Source organism: Streptomyces sp. bgisy130 (assembly GCF_057708345.1).
This window is the reverse complement of record NZ_JBYISA010000001.1, coordinates 1-24,935: the sequence shown is the minus strand read 5'-3', so window position 1 is coordinate 24,935 and position 24,935 is coordinate 1. Positions and strand designations below refer to the sequence as shown.

Here is a 24,935-nt window from a genome sequence, read left to right as displayed (position 1 = left end):
GTGCTGACTCTTGCTTCTGAGGTCGAGGTACTGGCGCGATTCGGCCGCGCCCTCGCCGACCCGATCCGCTGTCGCCTGCTGCTCGCCCTGCGCGAGGCTCCGGCCCACCCCTCCGACCTCGCCGAGCAGCTCGGGATCTCCCGCACCCGACTGTCGAACCACCTCGCGTGCCTGCGGGACTGCGGCCTGGTCGTCGCCGTTCCCGTAGGCCGCCGCACGCGCTACGAACTGGCCGACCCCCGGCTCGGCCACGCGCTGGACGATCTGCGCACCGCGGTCGTGGCGGTCGAGGCGGACCGCAGCTGCGCGGACGCCGAAGAGAAGGACTGCTGCTGATGGCCGGGGAGACAGCCATAGGCCCAGCGCCGGCCCGGCACGAAACACTGGCCCGCCGGATACGGCTGCTGGTGGCGGCCACCATCACCTACAACATCATCGAGGCGATCGTCGCGGTGACCGCGGGCACGATCGCCTCCTCCACCGCGCTTATCGGCTTCGGCCTGGACTCCGTGATCGAGGTGTCCTCGGCCGCGGCAGTGGCCTGGCAGTTCTCCGCCCGAGAGCACGCTGTGCGCCAGGCGCGGGAGAAAACCACACTGCGGGTCATCGCCGTTTCCTTCTTCGCCCTCGCGTCGTACGTGAGCATCGACGCGATACGCGCACTGGCAGGCACCGGGGAGGCGGGCCCCTCGATCCCCGGCATCGTGATCGCCGCCTTGTCCCTGGTGGTCATGCCCTTCCTGTCCGCCGCCCAGCGCAAGGCCGGCCGCGAACTCGGCTCCGCATCGGCCGTGGCAGACTCCAAACAGACCCTCCTCTGCACCTACCTCTCCGCGGTGCTGCTCGTCGGTCTGCTCCTCAACGCCACTCTTGGCTGGTCGTGGGCCGACCCGATCGCCGCCCTGGTCATCGCGGCCATCGCGGTCAAGGAAGGTCGCGATGCCTGGCAGGGCAAGGGCTGTTGCGCGCCGTCTGCGGCTGTCGGGGCGCAGCATGCACCTCGCCAGGAGCCGGATGGTTGCGACTGCCGGCCGGGGCGCGACTCCTGCGACTGACCTGGGCGGTCACGGGCACCTGGTCGCCGGCCACATCCAGGGCCGCGTCCAGAGCTCCCCGGATCAGGAAAGCGTCAACATCGTCGGGCCCAACCACGATCTTGCCGGGCTGATGTGACGATGAGACACCACCTATGCCGCTCGGCCACCCGAGGTCCCCCTCGCAGCACCAGGCGACGTGGGACTGTGCAGGACAGGTGAGGGAGGGGCTTTCGGTGGCGCCGAGGGTTGTCGCAGCCGATACGCCAGGCGTACGGCCAGGAAAGCTCAAGGTGTTCCTCGGGGCAGCGCCGGGGGTCGGCAAGACCTACCGGATGCTGGACGAGGGGCGTCGCCGTGCGCGACGCGGCACCGATGTAGTGGTGGCGTACGCCGAGTGCCACGCGCGGCCGCACACCGAGGAGAAGCTCGACGGGCTGGAGATACTGCCCCGGACGCAACGCGAGTACCGGGGAGGCACCTTCAGCGAGTTGGATCTCGACGGTGTCCTCGCCCGCCGCCCGGAGGTCGCCCTGGTCGACGAGCTGGCTCACAGCAACATTCCCGGCGGGCGCAACGCCAAGCGGTGGCAGGACGTCGAAGAGCTGCTCGCCGCGGGCATCGATGTCGTCACCACTGTCAACGTCCAGCATCTGGAGTCGCTCAACGACGTGGTGGAGAAGATCACCGGGGTCCCGCAGCGGGAAACCGTTCCCGACGAGGTCGTCCGCCGCGCCCACCAGATCGAACTGGTCGACATGCCTGCCGAGGCGCTGCGCAGGCGCATGGCGCACGGCAACATCTACAAGCCCGAGAAGGTCGATGCTGCGCTCGCGCACTACTTCCGCGTCGGCAACCTGACGGCTCTGCGGGAACTCGCGCTTCTGTGGGTCGCCGGGCGGGTGGACGAGACCCTGCAGAAGTACCGTGCCGAGCACGGCATCGGCACGGTGTGGGAGACGCGGGAACGCGTCGTGGTGGCGCTCACCGGCGGCCCGGAGGGCGAGACGCTGATCCGCCGGGCCGAACGGATCGCGGACCGTTCCTCGGGCGGCGACCTGCTGGCCGTACATGTCGCCCGTAGCGACGGCCTCGCCGACGCCTCCCCCGCCGCGCTGGCGAAACAACGGGAACTGGTCGAGAAACTGGGCGGCAGCTACCACTCGGTCGTCGGCGACCATGTCCCCACCGCGCTGCTGGACTTCGCACGTGCCGAGAACGCCACCCAGCTCGTCCTTGGTACGAGCCGCCGCAGCTGGCTGTCCCGCCTGGTGGCGCCGCGCGGTATCGGCGAGGACACGGTCGAGCTCTCCGGCGATATCGACGTCCACATGGTCACCCACGAACGAGCCGGCCGAGGGCGCCGGATGCCCGTACCCGGCCGGCAGCTGCCGCACGCGCGCCGCGTCGCGGGACCGCTGGCCGGCCTCATCCTCCCCCTCCTGCTGACCACCGTCCTCACCCACACCCGTGGCACGCTCAACCTGACCAGCGAGGCCCTGCTCTTCCTGGTCACCGTCATCGGCGTGGCCTGCCTCGGCGGTGTGGTCTCCGCGCTGCTCGCCTCGCTCACCGCGTCGCTGCTGCTGAACTACTACTTCATCCCGCCGAGCGACCAATTCACCATCACCGAGACCAACAACGCGCTTGCCCTCGCGGTCTTCGTGGTGGTCGCCGTCACGGTCGCCGCCATGGTGGACCGTTCGCTGCGACTGGCACGGCGCGCGGCGCGGGCCACCGCGGAGGCCGAGACCCTGTCCTCCATGGCCGGGAACATCCTCCGGGGCGACCAAGCGGTGTCAATCCTCCTGGAACGCACCCGTGAGACCTTCGGCATGGAGTCGGCCGAACTCGTTCCGCGTTCGGATCAGGAGGCCGAAGCGGTTGATCGCGCCGACGGACTCGTGAAGGTGCCGGCCGGGCCGGACCGCGTGCTCGTCCTACGAGGCCGCAGCCTTCCCGCCTCCGAGCACCGGGTGCTGACCGCCTTCGCGGCGCACCTCGCCGCGGCACTGGACCATGCCCGCCTCACGGAAGCCGCCGCCGAGGTCGAACCGGTGAAGGCGGCGGACCGGATGCGTACGGCGCTGCTCGCCGCGGTCAGCCATGACCTGCGCACCCCACTGGCCGCCGGACGGGCCGCCATCAGCTCACTGCGCAGCACGGACGTGGACTTCTCCGCGGAGGAACGGGATGAGCTGCTGGCGACGGCCGACGAGTCGCTCGCCAAGCTCAACCGCCTGGTGGACAACCTCCTCGACATGAGCCGTCTCCGGGCCGGCGCCTTGACGTTGCACCTTCAGCCCACGGCGTTCGCCGACGTCCTTCCCCCGGCACTCGACACGCTCTCTCCGACGTCGGTGCCGATCGAGTCCCACGGACTGGCGGAGATCTGCGATGTGCTCGCGGACCCGCCCCTGCTGGAGCGTGTCATCGCCAACTTGGTGATCAATGCTGTACGGCACTCCCCCGAACATCAGCGGGTGCTGATCAGCGCCAGCTCCCTCGGTTCGCGGGTCGAATTGCGGGTCATCGACCGGGGGCCGGGCCTGCGTCCGGAAGACCGGGACCGGATCTTCGTCCCCTTCCAGCGCCTCGGCGACGATGACAACACCACCGGCCTGGGACTCGGGCTGGCGCTCTCCCGGGGCCTGGCCGAGGCGATGGGCGGCACCCTCGCCCCCGAGGACACCCCCGGAGGCGGGCTGACCATGGTCCTCTCCTTGCGGGCCGCTGCCTCGGAGGCGGTCGTCGAGGTTGCAGAGCCCGGCGCAGGCTGAAGCGAGGAGAGCCTTGCCGCGGACGCGGGCAGCGGCTAGGCCCTCCTTGGTGAGGGCGACGGTGAGTTCGCGGACGTTTCCGAGCACCGGGCCGAGAACACAGCTGGCTTCGTCCCATGGCTGCGACCATCGAGACGGCTGTCTATTCGCGGTCTGAACGTGGCTTGGCGGTGCCGTCCGGGGTCGTGTCGGGTTTCGTGTGGAGGATGTCGCGGGCCTGGTTCGCGGCGCGGGCGATGCTCTCGGAGACGAAGTCGGCGAAGCGGGCGATGTTTTCGAGGCGGGTGGCGGCCGGGGTGGGGGGGCCGAGGATACCGACGCCCTGCCGTGCGATCTCGACGAGGTGGGCGGTGGCGCGGGCGCTGGCCATCATCGACTCGTACCAGACGTCGTCGTCGACGACGTAGCGCTCGCGGCGGCGTTCGTCGCGTTCCCGGCGGACGAGGCCCTGGCTCTCGAGGTACGCGATCGCCTTGGAGATGGATGCCGGGCTGACCTGGAGGCGCTGGACGAGTTCGGACGCGGTGAGGCTGCCCGCGTCGGTGAGGGTGAGGCAGGCCAGCACCCGGCCCATCATCTTGGGCATGCCCGACTGTATGAGGACGGTGGTGAAGACCTCCTCGTACTCGCGCACCGCCTCGGCGTCGCGTCCGTATGCCTGCGGGTGTGTCGTGGGGTCCGGGGGTGCGGTCTGTCTGCGGCGGCGGGCACGGTGTTCGGTGGCGCGATGGGCGAGGTCGGCGCGGTAGGCGGTGGGGCCGCCGTTGCGCATCACCTCACGCGTGATCGTCGAGGTCGGACGGTCGAGGCTTCTGGCGATCTCTGCGTAGGCGAGGCCGTCGGCCAATCCCAGCGCGATCTGCTGGCGTTCGGGCTGGGTGAGCCTGCCTCCCGGCATAGCGGCCTCCTTCGTGGTCCGTGGTGCCTCCACCATAGCCTTCACCTCCATTTCATTGCAACGAGGGGAATGCAAAGTCGTTGCATTAGCGTCGAAATCGTTGCAACGATTTCATGGCCTTCACCTGCATTAATGGACTTTATGCGCAACAACCTCGTTGTCAGTTCGCTGAACGCAACGTAGCGTTTTCGACATCAGAAACAACGAGCGCAAGGAGCGCACCATGCAGAAGTTCGACACCCCCGCCCCGGTCTCCGCCGTCCTCGACATCCCCGCGGGACGTATCCGGTTCATCGCCGCCGACCGGGCCGACACCACGGTCGAGGTCCTGCCCGCGGACGCCTCGAAGAGCCGCGACGTGAAGGTGGCGGAGCAGACGACGGTCGACTACCGCGACGGCGTGCTGCGGATCGAGACCCCGCCGCCGACGAACCGGATCCTCGGCAGCCCCGGATCCCTTGAGGTGACCGTCCAGCTGCCCGCCGGCTCCCGGATCGAGGCGAAGGCGGCCAGCGCCGAATTCCGCGGCGTCGGACGGCTCGGCGACGTCGCCTTCGAGGGCGCGCACGGCTCCGTCAAGCTCGACGAGACCCAAAGCGCCCGCCTCACCCTCGCCGCAGGCGACGTCTCGGTCGGCCGCCTGGGCGGCCCCGGCGAGATCAGCACCCAAAAGGGCGACCTCCACGTCACCGAGGCCGTGCACGGCACCGTCACGCTGCGCACCGAGCACGGCGACATCTCGGTCGGCGCCGCCCGCGGAGTCTCCGCCTCCCTGGACGCCGGCACCGCCTACGGCCGGATCCACAACGCGCTCCAGAACACCGACGGCGCCGCCGCCGGCCTCACCATCCACGCGACCACCGCCTACGGCAACATCACCGCTCGCAGCCTCTGACCCACCGCGCCGGGAGACATCCCGCGCAGAGAACGCCGCATGGCCATCGCCCTGGACGCGCTCGCCCGTTCACGCCCATGCCCTCGGCGGCGGCACCACATCATCGCCGCCCTGGACAGCTACACCCTCACCGCGACAACCACCCGCCAACCCATAAGGAGCACAGCCATGTCCCGCACCCTCATCGGGCAGGATCGCCCGGAGCTACAGAAGGCCATCGAGGAGATCGTCGATTCCGGTTTCGCCGGGGTGCAACTGCGCGTGCACGATGGGCGGGGCGAGTGGGTCGGCAGCGCCGGGGTGCGCAAGCTGGGCGAGAGCGCCAAGCCGCCGACCAACGGGCACTTCCGGATCGGCAGCACCACCAAGACGTTCACCGCGACCGTGGTACTGCAACTGGTGGCCGAGGGCAGGATCGGGCTGGACAGCCCGGTGGATGCCTACCTGCCGCGGTTCGGGCTGGACCAGCGGATAACGGTGCGGATGCTGCTACAGCACACCAGCGGGCTGTTCAACTACACCGGCGAGTACTACGACGACGGGACGGTCGTACCGGGGATCCCGTGGCAGGGCCAGGAGTACGTGGACAACCAGTTCCACACCTACCAGCCGGAGGACCTGATACGGCTGGCGTTGTCCAAGCCGGCGCGGTTTGAACCGGGGACGGACTGGAGCTACTCCAACACCAACTACGTGCTGGCCAAGCTGCTGACCGAAGAAGTCACCGGCCGCTCGTTGGCCGAGGAGATGCAGCGGCTGATCCTTCAGCCGCTGGGACTGTCGGGCACCGTGGTGCCGGGCGCCTCGCCGGAGATCCCCGAGCCGCACGCGCACGGCTACTACCGGTACGAGCACGCCGGCCAGTGGCAGGTGGTCGACGTCACCCGCTTCAACGTCTCCTGGATCTCCGCCGCCGGTGACATGATCTCGACCACCGAGGATCTCCACACGTTCTTCTCCGCGCTGATGAGCGGCAAGCTCCTGCCGGACTCGCTGCTGGCCGAGATGCGCACACCGCACCCTCAGAGCGGCGACCACCGTTACGGCCTGGGGTTGTTCATGGAAGAGACGGACGGCGGGGGCACCATCTTCCACCACAACGGCGGCTTTTTTGGTTGGGCGGCGCTGATGTACAGCTCGCCCGACGGCAGTAAGACCCTGACCGCCTCCCTGACCACCGGGGACGCCGAGCTCGACTTCGCCGCCACGGCCGAGGCGTTCCAGAAGGCGCAGCAAAGGCTCGTCAAGGAGGTGTTCTGTGGCGGGCAGGCCGAGGTGGCCGACAAGGCCAAGCCGGGTCAGTAGAAGGCGCCGAGCACCGCGGACGCGTACGCCTTGAGGGTGGACTCCTTGCGGTCGTGCACCGGGTAGAACACGAACTGAGCCACGTGCTTCTCTCACTGGCCGTACTCCTGTCCCGGTGCCAGGCCGACGACCAACTCCTTCGCCCTTCTGGGATCCGGTCTGTGTTCGTCATCGGTCGAAACCGCCGCTCATCAGAGGTGTGTCAAGAGGCGCGTGGAACTCTTGAAGCCCGAAGGGCAGGCACGTTTGATGGGTGATGTGAACAGCGCCTGGCTTCTTCTCGACCGTCCGCCTCATCCGGCGGATCTGTTGCGTGCGCCGCGCTGCCCGGAGACCTCCACCTCCCGCTGAGACGTCTCCCGCACCCTACGGGGCGCCGTGACCTGAACCGGCGCCCCGTTTGGGGTTCCCGCACACCCTCAGGCCCTGACAGGGCCTCGGGTATGCCCCCCCTTCGTCTCTCCTTATGGAATGGATCATGTCCGCTTCCGACCTTTCCTCCCGTACCGTCCTGGTGACCGGCGCCACCTCCGGCATCGGGTTCGAAACCGCCCGGCAGCTCGCCGAGCGCGGCGCCACCGTCCTCGTGCACGGCCGCACCGCCGAGGACGCGCAAGCCGCCACCGACAGACTCATCGCCTCCGCAGGCATCGACGCCGGCCAGCTGTGCGGCGTCGCGGCGGACTTCACGCGCCTGGAGGAGGTCGAAGCGATGGCGCGGCGCGTCGTGGCCGAGCACCCCCAACTGGATGTCCTGGTCAACAACGCCGCAATCGCGGCCCCCGAGCGGCATACCCTCACGGCTGACGGCAACGAGATCACCCTTCAGGTCAACTTCCTCGCCCACTACCTGCTGACCTGCCTCCTGGAGCCCGCGCTCACCAGCGAGCCGGGCGGCCGGGTCGTCAATGTGTCCTCGTCACTGCACCGCACCGCCTCCATCCAGTGGAGCGACCCGCAGCGCGCCCGCCGCTACTCCCGGCTCGCCGCCTACGCCCAGTCGCAGCTGGCGCTCACCGTCTTCGCCGCCGATCCCCGGGTGACGGCCGTCTCCGTGCACCCGGGCGTCTGCGAGACGGACCTGCTGTCGCTCTACGCGATGAGCGGTGCAACCGCGGCAGAGGGCGCCGCCCATGTGGTGCGGCTGTGCGACCCCGCGACCGAGATCGTCAATGGCACCTACTACGACTGCGACCAGCGCGTCGAGCCCGCCCAGGCCGCGACCGAGGACCGCACCGTCAAGCGCCTCAGCAAACTCGCCGACCAGCTGGTCGGCCACAACACCTGAAGAACGCCCCCGCCTGAACCACGACAAGGCGGACTGCCGAGAACGAAAGGCCCATACGGCCGTGTCCAAGCGCGCCCACAAGAAGAGAGCCCGCCGCGAGAAGAAGTCCCACCACGGCAGCAAAGCCGGACAGGGCTGACCGCCGAGCGGGGTGGCCCCACTCGGGCCACCCCGCGACAGCCACAAGGAGCCTCCGTGATCGAACTCTCCGCTGACCAACTCCCCTCGCTCTCCCACTGGTTCACAGCCGACGCCCCTGGCACGACCGCCCTGGCCGAACATGCACTGGTCTCGGGAGCCGGTCACTGGTGGGCCGACCGCGCCACCGATCCCCGTGCCGTGGCCGTGGCCTGCGCCGACCACCTGCTGCTCCGCGGCGAACCCACCGCTCTGGCTCCGATCGCGCTGGCCCCCTTCGCTGCTCACTACGTGCAGGCCCCGGTCCGCTTCCTGCCCTTGCTGGGCAGCGCCTTCGATCTGCTCGTGCCCTGGGAACGCCTGGCGTACGTGCACCGCGTCCCCGTGTCGCCTCCGCGCCCGCCGCACGGCGTGACGGTACGTCGGCTGACGCCCCGGGACACACCGGCGCTCACCGCACTGGCCGCGGACATGGCCTGGGTCCACGCCAGTTGGGGCAGCGCGGCAGATCTCGCCGCCTCCGGACACGGCTGGGCGGCCTTCCACAAGGACCGCGTCCTCGCCGTGGCCTGCACGTACTTTCGTGGCACCGCGTATGAGGACATCGCCTGCCTCACCGTCCCCGAACACCGCCGCCGGCGGCTCGCGCTGGCCTGCGTCACCGGCCTGTGCCAGGACATTGCCGCCCGCCGCCACACCCCGAGCTGGACCTGCTCCCGCGACAACCGCCCCAGCCGGCTCCTCGCCTGAACAGCAGGCTTCCGCCTGGCGCACGAGTACGTGCACTACCTCACCGGACATCCCGCCAGCCGAGTCGCTGGCCTCCCCGCCTGAACACCGCTCGGAACAAGGAGCCATGAAGCCGCACCGCACGCCCCTCGCCAAGGTGAAGATCCTCAACGGCGCCCACGAACTCTCCGTCCACGGTCTCAAGCGGCGGGACGACTCCTTCACCCTCCACTACACGATCACCCCACCCCTGCCGGACGCGGCCGATCACACCCCCGTGTTCCTCGCCCTCGATGCCATGGACGACATCGGCAACGAATACTTCGACTGGGGCGGCGCTTACGGGGCGGCCCCCGACGGCACCCACACCAGCGGCAGCATCACCGCACAGCCCGCCCTTGCGGCGATGGCATGTGAGGTCCGCATTCGGATCGATTTCCTCTGCGGGGGCCAGGAGTACCCGTGTCATCTGAAGCTGCGTACCTCGGCCACCAGGACCTGAGGCGCAGCCTTTCACGGGGCCGGTCCACCCCGCTCTGTGCTTCTGTGCTGCCCCGTGCCCCTGGGCGTACCAGCCGCCGTTTCAGGGACATCACGCCGATCCGCTGACGAGCGTTATGGCGAAATCCCCGTGCCTGCGTACCCTGACGTGGCCATCGCGTCGATGGCTGGATCTTTTCGGTACGACAGGAGCACACATCATGGTCGCCTCCGCCCCTGCCGGTTCTTCGTCCGGGGCCGCACGACGGCATCGTTTGCGGGCATGGATGCTGGAGGGCCTGTCCGATATGGCCAAGCACCACCCCGGGCCGCACGCAGGTCCCCAGAGCGCCCATCGCGGGCAGCGCTGGTGGCGGGTGATGTGCCTGACCGGTGTCGACTACTTCTCCACCCTCGGCTATCAGCCGGGCATCGCCGCCCTGGCGGCGGGGCTGCTGTCACCGGTCGCCACCATCGTCCTGGTCATCGTCACGCTCGCCGGCGCGCTGCCGGTCTACCGGCGGGTGGCGAAGGAGAGCCCGCACGGCCAGGGCTCGATCGCCATGCTGGAGCGGCTGCTGTCCTTCTGGAAGGGCAAGCTGTTCGTCCTGACCCTGCTGGGCTTCGCCGCCACCGACTTCCTCATCACCATCACCCTCTCGGCGGCCGACGCCTCCACCCACCTCGTGGAGAACCCGCACGTCAGCAGCGTGCTGCACAACCAGCAGATGGTCATCACGCTGATCCTTGTCGCCCTGCTGGGCGCGGTGTTCCTCAAGGGCTTCCTGGAGGCGATCGGGGTGGCCGTCGTCCTCGTGGGTCTCTACCTGGGGCTCAATGTGGCCGTGGTCGTGGTCGGACTGTGGCATGTGGCGACCGCGCCGCAGGTCGTCACCGACTGGTCGCAGGCCCTGACCACCGAGCACGGCAACGCGCTGGCCATGGTCGGTGTAGCGCTGCTGGTCTTCCCGAAGCTGGCGCTGGGCCTGTCCGGCTTCGAAACCGGTGTAGCGGTCATGCCGCACATCGAAGGCGACCCCGGTGACACCGAGGACCGCCCCAGGGGGCGGATCCGTGGGGCGAAGAAGCTGCTCACCACCTCTGCCGTGATCATGAGCGTCTTCCTCATCGTCACCAGCTTCATCACGACCCTGCTCATCCCGGAGGACGCATTCAAGCCTGGAGGGGAGGCCAACGGCCGCGCCCTCGCCTATCTGGCCCACGAATATCTGGGCTCCGCGTTCGGCACGGTCTACGACATCTCCACCATCGCCATCCTCTGGTTCGCCGGCGCCTCGGCCATGGCCGGACTGCTGAACCTGATGCCGCAGTACCTGCCGCGCTACGGCATGGCGCCCCACTGGGCCCGCGCGGTGCGCCCGATGGTGCTGGTCTTCACCCTGATCGCCTTCCTGGTCACCTGGATCTTCAACGCCGACGTGGACGCCCAGGGCGGCGCCTACGCCACCGGCGTCCTGGTCCTGATCAGCTCCGCCGCGATCGCCGTGACCATCGCCGCACGGCGGGCCCAGGAGCGCGGCTGGACGATCGGCTTCGCCACGATCTCCCTGGTGTTCCTCTACACCACCGTCGCGAACATCATCGAGCGCCCCGACGGCGTCAAGATCGGTGCCTGCTTCATCGCCGGCATCATCCTGGTGTCGTTCCTCTCCCGCCTCGCCCGCGCCTTCGAACTGCGCGTCACCAGCGTCGTGCTCGACGAGATGGCCGAACGGTTCATCCGCGACATCGCCCACCGCAAGATCCGCTTCATCGCCAACGAACCCGACCAGCGAGATCTGGCCGAGTACCGCGACAAGCTCGAACAGATCCGCACCGACAACGACCTCCCGGCATCCGAGGATTTCGTCTTCGTCGAGGTCACCGTCAGCGACCCGTCCGAATTCGAAAGCGAACTACAGGTCCGCGGAGAAGTACTGCACGGCCGCTACCGGGTGCTCGTACTGGAGAGCTCCACGATCTCCAATGCGCTGGCCGCCTTTCTGCTGCACGCACGCGACATGACCGGGGCCCGGCCGCACATCTACTTCGAGTGGACCGAAGGCAATCCCTTCGCCCAGTTCCTCCGCTTCTTCCTCTTCGGCCAGGGCGAGGTCGCCCCCGTCACCCGCGAAGTCCTCCGCGAGGCAGAACCCGACCGCACCCGCCGCCCCCGCGTCCACGTCGGCTGAAACCGCACACAGCACCGCCACGTCAGCAGAGCGACAAAGAAGAGCGACACGACGTCACGGAAGCGTCAGGAGAGCGGGCACCCAGGCACGTCCTGCCTAGTGTCAGCGGAATGGAACGGCGAACCGCTCCCGCCGCAGCGGCGCACGCCGGTCGGCCGGACACAGCCGTCGACCGCCACTGGCGTGCCGACGCGCGGCGCGCCCTTCAGCACTCCCTGGCGTTCGTCGGCCTGATCATGCTGCTCGACTGGGGCGCGGGCGGTCTCACGCTGCCCCGCGCCGGGCTCTGGGGAGCGCTCGGAGGCATGGTCCTCGCCGTTCTCGTGCCGTCGCGCGTGTCCGCCGGAGAAGGGTGCCTGGCAGTACGGGGCCTTATGGGCGAGCGCCGGGTGCGTACCGACGCGCTGGTCTCGCTACGGCGATATGGCGGTATCGCCGCGCACCTCGTACTGCGAGATGCACACGGGAAGTGGCTGGAGCTGGACCTGCATGTCCTGGAAGCCAATCCGCTGATCTGGCACCTGCTCGACGCCGGCGCCCGCCGCTCCCTGGAGAACGGCACGCTGCGCCACGGCAGGAAAGTACTACAGGAGTTGGCGGACCGGATCGACGGGCAGGAAACGCGCGCAGTGCTCACAGCATCCGGGCTGCTGTGAGCACCGGTGCCCGTGGTCGTGAGTGTCTACGTCAGGAGAGGTGCGCTTGCAGCGTTGGCACTCGCCGACGGCATCGTGATCGCACTGGCCGACCTCCGACCAGCCACGTCGTCAAAAACCTCCAGCAGATCGAAGGCAGCCGCGCCTGGCCCGCGTGTCGCGGCAAGCACCAACATCCGATGAGTCTCATGTCGGACGGCGAGGGGGGCCGGCCGTACTGGCGCTGCCCTGTTGCCCCGTCCTACCGTTGGCCGGTCGGGCAGCACCCTGGAGTGTGACGGCGCCGGCTGACGGCGGCGTCCAGGGGTGCTGACGCAGAAGGGGACTCACGGCGGCCCGCGGAGGCAACGCCGTCCGGGCCGAGTGCCGCCGGAAGGCGTCAAGGCTGTGGCAGTAATCCGACAACACCCGGTAGATTTCCTTGCGGTGTGCCGGGAAGTCTGGTCGGCGGCGGTTCAGCTATTGCCGGAAGCCAGCGAGAGACGAGCCCGTGACCGACCTTACTGCCCTCCTCCTTCTCGTCGTGTTCGCCACCTTGGTGGCCACCGGCGCCCGCCACTGGCGTATCCCCGCCCCCTCGTTGCTCGTCGTCGGGGGCGTACTCATCGGGCTGCTGCCCTGGATTCCGGACATCCAGGTCGCTCCGGAAGTCATCAGTGTCGTCGTGTTACCGCCGCTGCTGTACGCCTCGGCCGAGGAGATCCCTTGGCGCGAACTGCGGGTGGTGTGGCGGCCGGTGACCGTCCTCGCCTTCGGCCTGGTGCTGGCCACCGCGGCAGCCGTGGGCGCCGTGGCCTCCGCGGTCACCCCGCTCAACACCACCATGGCGTTCGTCCTGGGCGCCGTACTGGCCAGCACCGACCCGGTGGCGGTCACGGCCCTGGGACGCAAGATCGCGCTGCCGCCGCGCATCCAGGTGCTCGTCCAGTCCGAGAGCCTCTTCAACGACGCCACGAGCCTGGTCCTCTTCAAGGTCGCGGTGGGCACCGCCATAGCCGCGAACGCGGTCACCCTGCCGACCGCCGGCGGTCAGTTCCTGGTGCTGGCCGGGGGCGGGGTGCTGGTGGGCGCCGTCGTCGCAGGTGTGGTGGCGCTGATCCGGCGACGGACCGAGGACCCGATCCTGGAGACCGTGATCGCCCTGGTCACGCCATACGCCGCCTACTTACTGGCCGAGGACCTGCACACCTCCGGCGTCACCGCGGTCGTGGTCGCCGGGGTGGTGCTCGGCAGCACCGGGCACAAGCTCACCACCGCCACCATCCGTCTCCAGGTGCACGCCGTCTACGGCACCGTGATCTTCCTTCTGGAGAGTGTCGTCTTCGCCCTTATCGGCCTGGAACTACCGTCTCTGGTACGTCAGTTGACTGCGAACGAGCACGGCTGGCCGCTCGGTGTGCTCGCGGTGACCGGCACAGTGATCGCCGTACGGATCCTCGGCGTCCTTCCCCTCTCCGCCGTCATGCAGCGCCGTCGGGGCAACGGCACGGTCACCTGGCGTATCCCCGCGGTGGTCTCCTGGGCGGGCACCCGCGGCGTCATGCCGCTCGCCGCCGCCCTGTCCGTCCCCCTGGCCGCCGACGACGGCAGCCCGCTGCCGCACCGCCCGCTGATCCTGGTCCTCACCACCGGCGTCGTCGTCTTCACCCTCGTCCTCCAGGGCTTCACCTTGGCCCCGGTCGTCCGCTGGTCCAAGATCGCACTGGAACCGGAACACACCGCCCGCGAAGAGGCCCGCGCTCGGGCCGGCCTCGCCAGGGCCGGGCTGGACTGCCTGGACGAACTCGAAGCCGTCGAGGCAGCGCCTGCCACTCTCGTCAATCAGCTGCGTCGCGGCCTGCTGGCCCGGCTCGACCAGGCCGACGCCGACCAGGACGACGACACCGCCCCGTCCTCCTCGGCCGCCCTCACCGGATACCGGGATCTGCGCCGCACCGTGATAGCCGCCGAAACCGCCAAACTCCAGCGCCTGTACGCGGACAACCACATCAGCGACCTCACTCGTCGCCGGCTGCAACGCAGGCTGGACCTCGAGGAGGCCGGGCTCGGCGACGAGTGATTACCTGATGCGCTCCCCCGGTTTCCCGGGCAGGGACGCGGCTTCAACCTCAGAATCGGTCCGGGAACTTGACGGCGATCACGAGAAGCCCGACCAGCGATGCCGCTACCAGCAGCCCCACGATGCGTTCCGCGCTCACGACACCACCGCCGACATCATGTCTCCGCACATCAGAAATCTCCTCAACCCGCTACCCACTTCCCCTGCCTAATCCACCGTGACGGCCCCCGCGGCGGCATACGAAGACGGCGGCCGGTTCCCTAACGGAATTCGAATGGTGAATACACCCGACTGGACTACGCCCGAGAAGCGTGATCCACGCTTCGGTGACGCAGCGGTCGGCGCTTCCCCTCGCCCCGTCTGGCTTCCGCGCGCCCCGTCTGGAACACGTCAAGAACTTCGGCAGCTACCACTGAAAACAAGCCAGGTAGGGGAAGCCGGAGGAGTCAGGGTCCGTACATCCGTCGCAGGCCGGCTCATGCCCGGCCCGCGCGGTTTTGTACACGGCTCGTTCAGACGCGATGCGATGCGGGATCAACGGGGAGGGACGACATGACAGTCCACGACGCATATCCAGCACAGACGCCCTCCATATCCATCACCTCGGATGTCGCGGATTCCCCACGCCTGCCCTCAGAGACTCTGCACCGCGCGATATACGCGGCGCGGCGCACCCTGCGCGACGCCGTCGTGGACCCCGCGGACCTCGACGTCATCATCTATGTGGTCCAGCGACGGCAGGTCCCGCCCCGCTGGCAGTCCGCCCGCGTGGCGTACGCTCTCGGCGCCCGGGAGGACATCGCCGCCTTCGATGTCCCTGGAGCGCGGGCCGCCAGGAGCATGGCCGCGGCGCTGAGCACGCCCGACGAGCCCGAACGGCGGGTGCTCATCATCGAAGCCGAGGGAACGGGACGGCCGTCCGCATCGCTCGTCTCGGGCTGACGCAGGGCGCCGAAGCCTCGGCATCCGGAGCGTGTCTCGCGCGTGCTGTCTCACACCTCGGTCCATGTCTCCTGCCCCGTCCGGCACTCCTTCCCGGGGAAGCCCGCAAGGGGAACTGGTGCGGCCGGCAGGGAGACGACCATCGTCAGGCCGCCTCCAGGGGTCTCCTCGGGCGTGAGCGTGCCGCCCATCGCCTCCGTGAGGCCGCGGGAGAGCGCGAGGCCGAGCCCGAGGCCGGTGGTGTTGTCGGTGTCCCCGAGACGCTGGAAGGGCTCGAACGCCTTCTCCCAGTGGGCGATTTGTATGCCGGGGCCACGGTCGATGACCCGCAGTTCCACGCGCCCGGACAGCGCGCTGGCGCCGATGGTGACCGGGCGACCGGCGGGCGAATGGCGTACCGCGTTGGACACCAGATTGGCGATGACACGTTCCAGCAGCGGCGGGTCCGCGAGCACATCGGGGGTGGTCTCCAGGCCCTGGGTCACGATGTGGACGAGCGCCTGTGGGGGCGAGTCGGGCAGGGTGTCCAGCGCCGTGGGGAGCACCTCGGTGAGCGCGATGGGTTCCAGGCGCAGGGTCAGCGCACCTGCCTGGAGCCGGCTCATGTCGAGGAGGTTGTCGACCAGGCGGCTGAGTTTGGCCAGGGATTCCTCGGCGGTGGCGAGGAGTTCCTCCTGGTCCTCGGGGGAGAAGTCCACCTCCTGGCTGCGCAGCGAGCTGACCGCGGCCCAGCAGCCGGCCAGGGGCGTACGCAGGTCGTGTCCGACCGCGGCGAGCAGTGCGGTACGCATACGGTTGGCCGCCTTGACCGGTTCGACCTCGGCCGCGGCCTCGGCGAGCCGGGCGCGCTCGACAGCGGCGGTCAGATGCGCGGCAAAGGCAGTGAGCACGCGGTGTTCGGAGGCGGGCATCCGGCGTCCGCTCAGCACCAGGACGCTGTCGTCCCCTATCGCGACCTTGGTCTCGTGCTCGGATACCGGGCCGCTCACGGCACCCAGCTCCGGCTCTCCCCTGCGGGGCCGCAGTTCGATGCTGTCCATGCCGAAGGTCTCGCGGGTGCGTTCCAGGAGTACGGATACGGCCCGGTCACCGCGCAGGATGCCGCCCGCCAACGAGGTCAGGGTCTCGGCTTCCGCGGTCGCCCGCGCGGCCCGCCGGCTCAGGCGCAGCGACCGGTCGACGATGGCGGCGACGGTGACGGCCACGATGGTGAAGGCGGCCTGGGCGACGACGATATTGGCCTCGGCGAAGGTGAAGTGGCCGATGGGCGGGATGAAGTAGTAGTTCAGCAGCAGCGAGGTCGTCACCGAGGCGAGCAGCGCGGAGACCACGCCGCCGATGCAGGCCACGCCCAGCACCGTGAGCAGGAAGAGCAGAGCCTCGCTGGTGAGGTTGAGCGCGAGCGGGCCGGATGTCACCCGCAGTGCCAGGGTGAGCAGAAGGGGCAGTACGAGGCCGGCAACCGGTCCGGCCACGCGGCGCGCACGCGGCAGGCCACCGCCAGGGGCGGGCCATCTTCTTCCCTGACCGGCATGTTCGTGAGTGACCGTGTGGACATCGATGTCGCCGGAGAGTCCGTCGACCGTCTCCCCCACGCCCCGGGGCGCCAGCACCCGCCGCAGCTTCCCTCGACGGCTGGCACCGATGACCAGTTGAGTGGCGTTCTGGGCGCGGGCGAAGTCCAACAGGGCGGCGGGGACGTCGTCACCGACCACCGAGTGGTAGCTGCCGCCGAGGCTCTCCAGGAGCTGCCGCTGCTCGGCCAGTGCGGCGGGCGAGGAGCCGGACAGGCCGTCGCTGCGGGTGATGTGGACGGCCAGCAGGTCGCCGCCGGAGGAGCGGTCGACGATCCGGGCGGCGCGGCGGATCAGGGTCGCGCCCTCCGGGCCGCCGGTGAGCGCGACCACTACGCGTTCGCGGGTCTCCCATACCCGGCCGATGCTGTGCTCGTGCCGGTACTTGCGCAGCGCTTCATCCACCCGGCCCGCCACCCACAGCAGCGCCAGCTCCCGCAGCGCGGTGAGGTTGCCGACCCGGAAGTAGTGCGACAGCGCCGCATCGACCTTTTCGGGCGGGAAGATGTTGCCGTGCGCCATACGGCGTCGCAGCCCCTCGGCAGGCAGGTCGACCAGTTCGATCTGGTCGGCGCGGCGGACGACTTCGTCGGGCACGGTCTCGTACTGCGGCACGCCGGTGATCTTCTCGACGACATCGCTGAGCGAGTCCAGGTGCTGGATGTTGAGCGTGGCCACCACGTCGATCCCGGCGCCCAGCAGCTCTTCGATGTCCTGCCACCGCTTGGTGTGGCGGCCGCCCGGCGCATTGGTGTGGGCGAGTTCGTCGATCAGCACCACCTGTGGACGCAGCTCCAGCACCAGGTCGAGGTCGAGTTCGCTGACGTCCGACCCGCCATGCCTGCGCGTCACGCGCGGCAGCACATCAAGCCCGTCGAGCATGGCTTCGGTGGACGGACGGCCATGGCATTCGGCAAAGGCCACCACCACGTTCTTGCCACGCGCTGCCCGACGCCGGCCCTCGTCCAGCATCCGGTAGGTCTTGCCCACGCCTGGGGCCGCTCCGAGAAAGACCTTGAACCTGCCAGGGCGCGAGCCCGGCCCGTCGGTCACATCGCTGCCCCGCGCCATCACGTACTCCTCCACGTACCCCTTTTCGGGAAAGCAGCACGCCGGGTGGCACCGCCAAGATGTCTTGCGGCCTGCGCCGGACGGCGTGCGAGGTTCTTGGGAGCATCGTCACTTCACGGTGGCAAATACCACGATGGCGTGCGGAGACGTTGACGTAACTCTGACCCGCCGTCGGCATCAGGGGGCTCAGCTCCCTCTGTGGCTGTGCGGTGCCCCGTCGATGACCGACGGGCCAACGCCCTCGGCTTGTCAGTGTTCGTCCGGCGCGCGTGTGTCGTCATGGAGCCGTCAGGGACTCCCCGCCGCTCGTCAGGGAAGCGCCAACACGTCGCCATCGCCCTGCCAGTGGGCCTTCGATGAAACACGACATGAACGTGAAACAGGACGAGGAGCGTGGCCCCATGGGCGGACCGGGTGGCCGGCGCATCGTGGCCGGCGTGAGCGGCTCGCTGGGAAGCCTGACGGCTCTGCACCGGGCCACCGCCGAGGCCCGCGTCACCGGAGCCGAGTTGTGGGCCGTACTGGCTTGGGAGCCTCCCGGTGGCGAGATATCCCACCGCGGCGGGCCGTGCCCGGCGCCGATGGCCGCATGGCACCGGATGGCGAATGAGCGCCTGCTGACCGCACTCGAAGACGCCTTCGGCAGCGCCGGACCCGAGGTGCCGCTGAAGTGCCTGGTCATACGCGGTAAACCGGGCGATGCCCTGCTGGCGGCCGCCGACCGGCCCGACGATCTCCTGGTGGTCGGGGCCGGAGCCCGCGGCAGGCTGCGCCGGGCGGTGTGGCCCTGCGTCGCGCGGTACTGCGTGGCACGTGCCTGCTGCCCGGTGCTGGCCGTGCCGCCTTCTCCCCTGCACCACGCACTCGATGCCGTACACCGCCGCAATGCCTGGAAACTTCCGCTCGACGCACGGGGGTTGGCGGACTGAATCTGCCACCTGAGTAGCCGGAGTACCCGGCCCGTCCCTCGGATGGTCCGGAAGTGCATTGTGGCCCCCGCACCTTCAGGTACGGGGGCCACAATGTGTCCGGTAACTATTGTCCGGCCCCTTCGTCCGCTTCTTCTTCCAGGGCGGCCATGCGGGCCTTGTATTCGGCCTGCGGAATCTGCCCGAGAACCGCGAGGCGTTCCAGTTCGGCGGCCTCGGTTTCATAAACGATCCTGCGGCTCTGTTCCGCTTGCTCTCTGCTGTACTTGACGGCCTCAGCGCGCTTCCTGGAGCGGCTTCGCTGCAACTCCTCGGCGACCATCCGTCCGGTTTGTTCAAAGTAATCGTCGTGCCTGCCTGACCACATCCCGCCCCCCCTTTCGATCAATAACTCCAGAAGCCGGATCCAGGATATCCCTGGATCCGGCTTCCGGCCTGGCCGCGCCTGTCAGATCTTGAACGACTTATAGTCGATGGTGCATTTGACTGCCGGTGTGCCGGCGCCGCCGCAGCCCTTGGGGTGTGATTCCCACACCCAGCCGGGCGAGAGGAAGTCGGCGAACATGTCGTGCTGCACGTGCATGCTCTTGGGGCGCTTCACCTTCGCCTTCACCTCAGAGATGGTGGGGGTCGGGTCGAGGGGCTGGATGACGGTGCGCTCGCCGTCGGCGATGGACTTGTTGTGGTCATCCATGAGCCGCGCGCGGGACTCTCCGGTGAACTTCGGTCCGTCGGGGCCTACGGCCGCGCAGTAGAACCGGGTGCTGCCGGTGACTTCAGGGACGTTCCCGGCACCCCATTTCCAGTTGGCGCTCCACTCACACAGTACGGTCCTGGTCTTGAGCCGTACGCCGGACTTGGGATCGATCTTGGCGACCTTGGCGGTGAAGCTTCCGCTGCCACCCCGGGTGGTAATGGGTTCGGCTGCCCCGGCGGATCCGGCGGTAGCGCTCATCAGCGTGCCGACAGCTATGAGGCCGGTGGCTGCCGAACGTAACTTGCCCAACATGCAGTGATCTCCTTCGAGTTGTGGTGCGCTGCTCACGCTATGAGAACACTCGAAAAGGCGCACTTGCTTATTTCGGAGTGTCTTCCGGCAGATATGTCTGAGGCATGGGAGCAGAGGCGCAGCGGGAGGCCATCCATGTCCAGCCCGCGGCCATGCGCATTCATGGTGGGGCGGTCCACACTTCGGCCCACGCCGAACTCTCTTCCCTTGATCCCACCACGCCACCTCTCCGTAGGCCCTTCGGCAGGCGTTAGGGATTCGTCAACGTCGCGCTAATGGCCGTAAAGACCCCGTCAATGAGGGGCGAAATCGAGCCATCGCGCGATTCTCTCTCCTGGTCCGTTCAAAACCGAACCTCTTCTCAGGAGTTCACGATGGCCGATGTGGCTTTCGTGGTCACCACGATCGCGGTCTTCGCGCTGGTGGCCCTCGTTGCCAAGGGGGTGGCGAAGCTGTGACTGCCGAGAACATCGTCGGCCTCACCGTGGCCGTCGCCCTGCTGGGCTACCTCGTCCTCGCCCTTGTGTTCCCGGAGAGGTTCTGAGCCGCAGATATGAGCCCCGTCCTTGCTGACGCGCTCCAGGTCACCGCGCTCCTCGTCGCGCTCGCCCTGGTGCACCGCCCCCTCGGCGACTACATGGCCGCCGTCTACTCCTCCAAGAAGCACCTGCGCGTAGAGAAGTGGATCTACCGCAGCGTCAGCGCCAACCCCGACGCCGAGATGCGCTGGCCCGCGTACCTGCGCGGCGTTCTCATATTCTCGGCCGTCGGCGTGCTCTTCCTGTACGTGATGCAGCGCGTACAGGACAAGCTGCCGCTGTCGCTCGGCTTCAAGCCGATCACCCCGGACCAAGCCTTCAACACGGCCACGTCCTTCATCGCCAACACCAACTGGCAGTCATACTCGGGTGAAGTGGCCATGAGCCACGTCACCCAGACCGCCGGTCTGGCCGTGCAGAACTTCGTCTCCGCCGCTGTCGGCATGGCAGTCGCCGTGGCGCTCGTGCGCGGCTTCGCCCGGTCCCGTACCGGCGACCTGGGCAACTTCTGGTCCGACCTGGTGCGCGGCACCGTCCGCATCCTGCTTCCGCTCTCCGCGATCGCCGCGGTCATCCTGGTGGCGTGCGGTGCGATCCAGAACTTCGGCGACATCCACCACATCACCACCCTCACCGGTGGCAAGCAGGCCATCAGCCCCGGAGCGGTAGCTTCCCAAGAGGCCATCAAGAACCTGGGCACCAACGGCGGCGGATTCTTCAACGCCAACTCCGCGCACCCCTTCGAGAGCCCCAACGGCCTCTCGAACCTGCTGGAGATCTTCCTGCTGCTGGTGATCCCGTTCTCGATGCCGCGGGCCTTCGGCAAGATGGTGGGTTCAATCAAGCAGGGTTACGCGATCGTCGCGGCCATGGGCGTCGTCTGGTTCGGCGCCGTCATCGCCGTGACGTGGCTCGAGTACGCCCACCCGGGCACCGCCGCACAGCTCGCGGGCGGCGCGATGGAGGGCAAGGAACAGCGGTTCGGCGAAGGCGCCTCCTCACTCTTCTCCGTCTCCACGACCATGACCTCGACAGGGTCGGTCAATTCCTCCCACGACTCGTTCAGCGGCCTGTCCGGCGGCGTACTGCTGCTGGGCATGATGCTCGGCGAGATCACGCCCGGCGGCGTGGGCTCGGGCCTCTACGGCATGCTCATCATGGCGATCATCGCGGTGTTCCTCGCCGGCCTGATGGTCGGTCGTACACCGGAGTACCTCGGCAAGAAGATCGGCACCCGCGAGATCAAGCTCGCGGCCTGCTACATCCTGATCACCCCGGCGCTCGTGCTGATCGGCACGGCCGTGGCCATCGCCCTGCCGGACGGCAAGGAAGCCATGACCAACATCGGGGCTCACGGATTCTCCGAGGTGCTGTACGCCTACACCTCCGCCTCGAACAACAACGGCTCCGCCTTCGCGGGCTTCGGTGCCAATACTCCGTTCTTCAACACCACGCTCGGCCTGTGCATGCTGCTCGGCCGCTTCCTGCCGATGGTGTTCGTGCTCGCCCTGGCCGGCTCGCTCGCCGAGCAGAAACCGGTCCCGGAGACCGCGGGCACCTTGCGCACCGAGAAGCCGCTCTTCACGGGACTGCTGGTCGGCACTCTCCTGATCGTCACCGGCCTGACCTTCTTCCCGGCGCTCGCGCTTGGCCCGCTCGCTGAAGGGCTGTCGTCATGACCTCCGAGACAAAGAAGCACGAGGACGCCATGTCCACGGATACCCCGACCCGGGCGCCGCACAGCGATGTGCCCACCGGGCACAAGGACGACGGGCGCGTGGGCGCGGGCCTGTTCGACCCGAAGCAGCTGGTGAAGTCGCTGCCTGATGCCTTCCGCAAGCTCGACCCGCGGGTGATGGTCAAGGCCCCGGTCATGTTCGTGGTTCTGGTCGGCTCGGTGGTCACCACCGTCCTGGCGATCAAGGAGCCGGGCGACTGGTTCGGCTGGGTCATCGCGGCCTGGCTGTGGCTGACCGTGATCTTCGCCAACCTGGCGGAGGCGGTCGCCGAGGGCCGCGGCAAGGCGCAGGCCGACACCCTGCGCAAGGCCAAGACCGACACCGTGGCCCGCCGACTGAACGATGCCGTGGAGGAACAGGTACCCGGCACCGAGCTGCGCATCGGCGACCTGGTCGTGTGCGAGGCCGGTGACGTCATCCCGGGTGACGGCGATGTCGTCGAAGGTGTCGCGTCCGTCGACGAGTCCGCGATCACCGGCGAGTCGGCCCCGGTCATCCGCGAGTCCGGCGGTGACCGCTCGGCGGTGACCGGTGGCACGAAGGTGCTCTCCGACCGCATCGTCATCAAGATCACGACGAGGCCCGGCGAGACCTTCATCGACCGGATGATCAACCTCGTCGAGGGCGCCGCACGGCAGAAGACGCCCAACGAGATCGCGCTGAACATCCTGCTCGCCTCGCTCACCATCGTCTTCCTGCTGGCCGTAGTCTCGCTGAAGCCGTTCGCCCTCTACGCGGGCGCCGACAAGCAGACGTCGATGGTGGTGCTGACCGCGCTGCTGGTCTGTCTGATCCCGACGACGATCGGCGCACTGCTCTCAGCCATCGGCATCGCCGGCATGGACCGACTGGTGCAGCGCAACGTCCTGGCGATGTCCGGCCGTGCCGTCGAAGCCGCAGGCGATGTATCGACATTGCTGCTCGACAAGACCGGCACCATCACCCTCGGCAACCGCCAGGCCGCCGAGTTCGTGCCCGTACGCGGCACCACCGAGGCCGAGGTCGCGGACGCGGCCCAGCTGTCCTCCCTGTCCGACGAAACCCCCGAGGGCCGCTCCATCGTCGTCCTCGCCAAGGAGAAGTACGGACTGCGCGAACGCCACCAGGGCGAGCTGGAGCACGCCGAGTGGATCGCCTTCACCGCCCAGACCCGGATGTCGGGTGTGGACGTCGACGGGCGCAAGGTCCGCAAGGGCGCGTCCGGTTCGGTCATCGCCTGGGTCAAGGAGCGCGGCGGCACCGTCACCGATGACGCCGACACGCTCAGCAACGCCATCTCGCAGGCCGGCGGGACCCCGCTGCTGGTCGCCGTCGAGGACGACAAGGGTGCCCGGGTCCTGGGTGTCATCCACCTGAAGGATGTCGTCAAGGAGGGCATGCGGGAGCGGTTCGACGAGCTGCGGCGCATGGGCATCAAGACCATCATGATCACGGGCGACAACCCGCTGACGGCCAAGGCCATCGCCGACGAGGCGGGCGTGGACGATTTCCTCGCCGAGGCCACGCCCGAGGACAAGATGGCGCTCATCAAGCGCGAACAGGCCGGCGGCAAGCTGGTCGCGATGACCGGAGACGGTACGAACGACGCACCGGCGCTCGCCCAGGCTGATGTCGGCGTGGCCATGAACACGGGTACGTCGGCCGCCAAGGAAGCCGGCAACATGGTCGACCTCGACTCCAACCCGACCAAGCTCATCGAGATCGTCGAGATCGGCAAGCAGCTCCTGATCACCCGGGGAGCCCTGACCACCTTCTCCATCGCCAACGACGTCGCGAAGTACTTCGCGATCATCCCGGCGATGTTCTCGATCGCCTACCCCGGCCTGGACAAGCTCAACATCATGGGCCTGGCCTCGCCCGAGTCCGCGATCCTGTCGGCGGTCATCTTCAATGCGCTGATCATCGTCGCGCTGGTGCCGCTGGCCCTGAAGGGCGTCCGGTACCGGCCGATGAGTGCCGACAGGATGCTGCGGCGCAATCTCGGCGTCTACGGCCTGGGCGGACTGATCGCACCGTTCATCGGCATCAAGATCATCGACCTGCTCATCTCTCTGATCCCCGGAATCGGTTGATCGCCATGAACAACTCCGTAGCAAGCACCCTTCGTCTGGCGTGGGCCTCGCTGCGCATCCTGCTGGTCCTCACGGTCGTGTGCGGCGTCATCTACCCGCTGGCCATCACCGGCATCGCGCAGGGGCTCTTCCACGACAAGGCCAACGGTTCCCAGGTGAAGGCCGACGGCAAGGTCGTCGGTTCCGAACTCATCGGCCAGAGCTGGAACATCAAGGGAACGGACAAGCCCGATCCCCAGTGGTTCCAGGGCCGGCCGTCCAACAGTGGCTACGACCCGCTGGCCACCGGCTCCAGCCAGCTCGGGGCCAGCGACCCCACGCTGGTCAAGAACGTGAAGGCGGCGAAGGAGCAGGTCGCCACGTTCAACGGTGTGCCGCAGTCCGAGGTCCCCAAGGACGCGGTCACCGGTTCGGCCTCCGCCATCGACCCCGGCATCTCCCCCGACTACGCCGGGATCCAGGTCCACCGCGTGGCCAAGAACAACAGGCTGAGCGTCGCGCAGGTCAAGGCGCTGGTGAAGGCCAACACCGACAGCCGTACAGCCGGCTTCCTCGGCGAACCCTCGGTGAACGTCCTCAAGCTGAACATCGCCGTCAAGGAACTCG

The 24,935-nt window shown here is 68.5% G+C and carries 22 protein-coding genes; 18 read left to right on the top strand and 4 right to left on the bottom strand.

The window, feature by feature from the left end; translation table 11 throughout:
* From AC3EUV_RS00110 to AC3EUV_RS00100, 3 genes are all read left to right on the top strand, one after another.
* Nucleotides 1–336, top strand: coding sequence for an ArsR/SmtB family transcription factor (locus AC3EUV_RS00110; protein WP_432140979.1), 336 nt, complete (start codon nt 1–3; stop codon nt 334–336).
* Complete coding sequence (locus AC3EUV_RS00105) at nt 336–1,055, top strand: cation efflux transmembrane domain-containing protein (RefSeq protein ID WP_432140978.1); 720 nt, start codon at nt 336–338, stop codon at nt 1,053–1,055. Before AC3EUV_RS00110 ends, AC3EUV_RS00105 begins: the two co-directional genes overlap by 1 nt.
* Nucleotides 1,056–1,270: 215 nt before the next feature.
* Nucleotides 1,271–3,814: a sensor histidine kinase gene (locus AC3EUV_RS00100; protein ID WP_432140977.1), complete on the top strand. Its 2,544-nt coding sequence runs from the start codon at nt 1,271–1,273 to the stop codon at nt 3,812–3,814.
* Between the two features lie 142 nt (nt 3,815–3,956).
* Here AC3EUV_RS00100 and AC3EUV_RS00095 read toward each other — a convergent pair whose 3' ends face one another.
* Nucleotides 3,957–4,712 carry a GbsR/MarR family transcriptional regulator gene (locus AC3EUV_RS00095; protein WP_432140976.1) on the bottom strand — a complete coding sequence of 252 codons (756 nt, stop codon included), beginning with the start codon at nt 4,710–4,712 and terminating at the stop codon, nt 3,957–3,959.
* A 223-nt stretch (nt 4,713–4,935) separates the two neighbouring features.
* On the opposite strand from AC3EUV_RS00095, the gene AC3EUV_RS00090 reads away from it, so the two are divergent.
* The 9 genes from AC3EUV_RS00090 (at nt 4,936) to AC3EUV_RS00050 (ending at nt 15,396) form a co-directional block, all read left to right on the top strand.
* On the top strand, nt 4,936–5,607 hold the full coding sequence (locus AC3EUV_RS00090; RefSeq protein WP_432140975.1) for a DUF4097 family beta strand repeat-containing protein: 672 nt from the start codon (nt 4,936–4,938) through the stop codon (nt 5,605–5,607).
* Nucleotides 5,608–5,775: 168 nt separating this feature from the next.
* Nucleotides 5,776–6,912: a serine hydrolase domain-containing protein gene (locus tag AC3EUV_RS00085; RefSeq protein ID WP_435601876.1), complete on the top strand. Its 1,137-nt coding sequence runs from the start codon at nt 5,776–5,778 to the stop codon at nt 6,910–6,912.
* Between the two features lie 478 nt (nt 6,913–7,390).
* Entirely contained in the window at nt 7,391–8,200 is an 810-nt protein-coding gene (locus AC3EUV_RS00080) for an SDR family NAD(P)-dependent oxidoreductase (protein WP_435601875.1), read from the top strand.
* 195 nt (nt 8,201–8,395) lie between these two features.
* Complete coding sequence (locus AC3EUV_RS00075) at nt 8,396–9,088, top strand: GNAT family N-acetyltransferase (protein WP_435601874.1); 693 nt, start codon at nt 8,396–8,398, stop codon at nt 9,086–9,088.
* A 106-nt stretch (nt 9,089–9,194) separates the two neighbouring features.
* Nucleotides 9,195–9,569, top strand: a complete 375-nt coding sequence (locus AC3EUV_RS00070) for a hypothetical protein (protein WP_435601873.1) — start codon at nt 9,195–9,197, stop codon at nt 9,567–9,569.
* 199 nt (nt 9,570–9,768) lie between these two features.
* The gene (locus AC3EUV_RS00065) at nt 9,769–11,739 is read left to right on the top strand and encodes an APC family permease (RefSeq protein WP_435601872.1); all 1,971 of its coding nucleotides are present in this window, start codon (nt 9,769–9,771) and stop codon (nt 11,737–11,739) included.
* 110 nt (nt 11,740–11,849) lie between these two features.
* Nucleotides 11,850–12,395 carry a hypothetical protein gene (locus AC3EUV_RS00060; RefSeq protein ID WP_435601871.1) on the top strand — a complete coding sequence of 182 codons (546 nt, stop codon included), beginning with the start codon at nt 11,850–11,852 and terminating at the stop codon, nt 12,393–12,395.
* Nucleotides 12,396–12,885: 490 nt separating this feature from the next.
* Nucleotides 12,886–14,454 (top strand): Na+/H+ antiporter, encoded by a 1,569-nt coding sequence (locus AC3EUV_RS00055; RefSeq protein WP_435601870.1) that lies wholly within the window; start codon nt 12,886–12,888, stop codon nt 14,452–14,454.
* A gap of 552 nt (nt 14,455–15,006) precedes the next feature.
* Nucleotides 15,007–15,396, top strand: a complete 390-nt coding sequence (locus tag AC3EUV_RS00050) for a hypothetical protein (RefSeq protein ID WP_435601869.1) — start codon at nt 15,007–15,009, stop codon at nt 15,394–15,396.
* Between the two features lie 50 nt (nt 15,397–15,446).
* Here the strand turns inward: AC3EUV_RS00050 and AC3EUV_RS00045 are convergent, their stop codons facing one another.
* Nucleotides 15,447–18,041, bottom strand: coding sequence for a sensor histidine kinase (locus AC3EUV_RS00045; protein WP_435601868.1), 2,595 nt, complete (start codon nt 18,039–18,041; stop codon nt 15,447–15,449).
* Nucleotides 18,042–18,409: 368 nt separating this feature from the next.
* Between AC3EUV_RS00045 and AC3EUV_RS00040 the strand changes: the two genes are divergently transcribed.
* Nucleotides 18,410–18,970, top strand: coding sequence for a universal stress protein (locus AC3EUV_RS00040; protein ID WP_435601867.1), 561 nt, complete (start codon nt 18,410–18,412; stop codon nt 18,968–18,970).
* A gap of 106 nt (nt 18,971–19,076) precedes the next feature.
* Here AC3EUV_RS00040 and AC3EUV_RS00035 read toward each other — a convergent pair whose 3' ends face one another.
* Together AC3EUV_RS00035 and AC3EUV_RS00030 are read right to left on the bottom strand one after the other, a co-directional pair.
* Nucleotides 19,077–19,292 carry a hypothetical protein gene (locus tag AC3EUV_RS00035; protein ID WP_435601866.1) on the bottom strand — a complete coding sequence of 72 codons (216 nt, stop codon included), beginning with the start codon at nt 19,290–19,292 and terminating at the stop codon, nt 19,077–19,079.
* Between the two features lie 126 nt (nt 19,293–19,418).
* Nucleotides 19,419–19,979: a hypothetical protein gene (locus AC3EUV_RS00030; protein WP_435601865.1), complete on the bottom strand. Its 561-nt coding sequence runs from the start codon at nt 19,977–19,979 to the stop codon at nt 19,419–19,421.
* Nucleotides 19,980–20,254: 275 nt separating this feature from the next.
* Here AC3EUV_RS00030 and AC3EUV_RS00025 point away from each other — a divergent pair, with 275 nt between their 5' ends.
* The 5 genes from AC3EUV_RS00025 to kdpC form a co-directional block, all read left to right on the top strand.
* Nucleotides 20,255–20,437 carry a hypothetical protein gene (locus tag AC3EUV_RS00025; RefSeq protein WP_435601864.1) on the top strand — a complete coding sequence of 61 codons (183 nt, stop codon included), beginning with the start codon at nt 20,255–20,257 and terminating at the stop codon, nt 20,435–20,437.
* Nucleotides 20,434–20,523, top strand: coding sequence for a K(+)-transporting ATPase subunit F (kdpF, locus tag AC3EUV_RS00020; protein WP_262041911.1), 90 nt, complete (start codon nt 20,434–20,436; stop codon nt 20,521–20,523). Before AC3EUV_RS00025 ends, kdpF begins: the two co-directional genes overlap by 4 nt.
* Nucleotides 20,524–20,532: 9 nt before the next feature.
* Nucleotides 20,533–22,197 (top strand): potassium-transporting ATPase subunit KdpA, encoded by a 1,665-nt coding sequence (kdpA, locus tag AC3EUV_RS00015; protein WP_435601863.1) that lies wholly within the window; start codon nt 20,533–20,535, stop codon nt 22,195–22,197.
* Nucleotides 22,194–24,329, top strand: a complete 2,136-nt coding sequence (kdpB, locus tag AC3EUV_RS00010) for a potassium-transporting ATPase subunit KdpB (RefSeq protein WP_435601862.1) — start codon at nt 22,194–22,196, stop codon at nt 24,327–24,329. The genes kdpA and kdpB overlap by 4 nt, the downstream gene beginning before the upstream one ends.
* A gap of 5 nt (nt 24,330–24,334) precedes the next feature.
* A partial coding sequence (kdpC, locus tag AC3EUV_RS00005; protein WP_435601861.1) for a potassium-transporting ATPase subunit KdpC occupies nt 24,335–24,935 on the top strand: 601 nt, incomplete at its 3' end.

Coding starts and splice junctions, on each gene's coding strand:
- AC3EUV_RS00105 (WP_432140978.1), top strand. CDS start 336: ATGGCCGGGGAGACAGCCATAGGCCCAGCGCCGGCCCGGCACGAAACA.
- AC3EUV_RS00095 (WP_432140976.1), bottom strand. CDS start 4,712: ATGCCGGGAGGCAGGCTCACCCAGCCCGAACGCCAGCAGATCGCGCTG.
- AC3EUV_RS00090 (WP_432140975.1), top strand. CDS start 4,936: ATGCAGAAGTTCGACACCCCCGCCCCGGTCTCCGCCGTCCTCGACATC.
- AC3EUV_RS00085 (WP_435601876.1), top strand. CDS start 5,776: ATGTCCCGCACCCTCATCGGGCAGGATCGCCCGGAGCTACAGAAGGCC.
- AC3EUV_RS00080 (WP_435601875.1), top strand. CDS start 7,391: ATGTCCGCTTCCGACCTTTCCTCCCGTACCGTCCTGGTGACCGGCGCC.
- AC3EUV_RS00070 (WP_435601873.1), top strand. CDS start 9,195: ATGAAGCCGCACCGCACGCCCCTCGCCAAGGTGAAGATCCTCAACGGC.
- AC3EUV_RS00065 (WP_435601872.1), top strand. CDS start 9,769: ATGGTCGCCTCCGCCCCTGCCGGTTCTTCGTCCGGGGCCGCACGACGG.
- AC3EUV_RS00060 (WP_435601871.1), top strand. CDS start 11,850: ATGGAACGGCGAACCGCTCCCGCCGCAGCGGCGCACGCCGGTCGGCCG.
- AC3EUV_RS00050 (WP_435601869.1), top strand. CDS start 15,007: ATGACAGTCCACGACGCATATCCAGCACAGACGCCCTCCATATCCATC.
- AC3EUV_RS00045 (WP_435601868.1), bottom strand. CDS start 18,041: ATGGCGCGGGGCAGCGATGTGACCGACGGGCCGGGCTCGCGCCCTGGC.
- AC3EUV_RS00040 (WP_435601867.1), top strand. CDS start 18,410: ATGAACGTGAAACAGGACGAGGAGCGTGGCCCCATGGGCGGACCGGGT.
- AC3EUV_RS00035 (WP_435601866.1), bottom strand. CDS start 19,292: ATGGTCGCCGAGGAGTTGCAGCGAAGCCGCTCCAGGAAGCGCGCTGAG.
- AC3EUV_RS00030 (WP_435601865.1), bottom strand. CDS start 19,979: ATGTTGGGCAAGTTACGTTCGGCAGCCACCGGCCTCATAGCTGTCGGC.
- AC3EUV_RS00025 (WP_435601864.1), top strand. CDS start 20,255: ATGGCCGTAAAGACCCCGTCAATGAGGGGCGAAATCGAGCCATCGCGC.
- kdpA (WP_435601863.1), top strand. CDS start 20,533: ATGAGCCCCGTCCTTGCTGACGCGCTCCAGGTCACCGCGCTCCTCGTC.
- kdpB (WP_435601862.1), top strand. CDS start 22,194: ATGACCTCCGAGACAAAGAAGCACGAGGACGCCATGTCCACGGATACC.